The organism is Mycobacterium sp. 1245111.1, from assembly GCF_001673405.1.
Classification (GTDB): Bacteria; Actinomycetota; Actinomycetes; order Mycobacteriales; family Mycobacteriaceae; genus Mycobacterium.
The window spans coordinates 1-669 of record NZ_LZLV01000077.1 but is presented as its reverse complement, the minus strand read 5'-3'; the positions used below and the strand labels follow the sequence as shown (position 1 = coordinate 669).

The window sequence follows — 669 nt, the reverse complement described above, 5'->3', positions numbered from 1 at the left end:
GCCACGAATCGTCACCCACACGATCAACGTGGTGCCGCACAGCACCAGAACGTCGCCGACGTCGTTGGCGCCGGATCGGCTGGAGCACAACGCCGACGAGGCGTGGCGGCGGGGCCCGTTGACCGCGCTGAAGCAGTTGGCCTGCCCGGATGCGCGGGCGATCGCGGTGTCCGCGATGGTCCCGTCGTTGACCGCGGTGGACGCCGCCGGCATACCGATCACGCCCGGGTTGCTCTACGGCGACGGCCGCGGCCGGGTTCCCGGTGTCGCCGCCGACGGGCCGTTCCCGGTCGGCGAGGCCGCCGAATTTCTGCGCTGGACCGCTGCGCAAGCGCCGGCGGCCGCCGGCTACTGGCCGGCCCCGGCGGTGGCCAACCACGCCCTGGCCGGCGAGGCAGTGGTCGACTTTCCCACCGCGTTCACCGCGTCACCGTTGTTCGACGGCGACGGCTGGAACGCGGCGGCCTGCGCGGAGCGCGGCGCGACCGAGGCGCAGATGCCCGCGGTGGCGGCGCCGGGCGCGGCCGTCGGGCAAGCGGGCCAGGCCGTGTTGGGGGTCGGCGCGATTGACGCGGTGTGCGAACAGATGGTCTCCGGCGCCAACGACGTCGGCGACGTTCTGGTGCTGTGCGGCACCACGTTGATCGTGTGGGTGACGATTCCCGACGC

General features: G+C 73.5%; 1 pseudogene. It reads left to right on the top strand.

Going from position 1 to position 669, the window contains the following annotated elements:
* Positions 1 to 669 (top strand): annotated as a pseudogene (locus tag A5658_RS28425) (xylulose kinase); the annotation flags it as partial.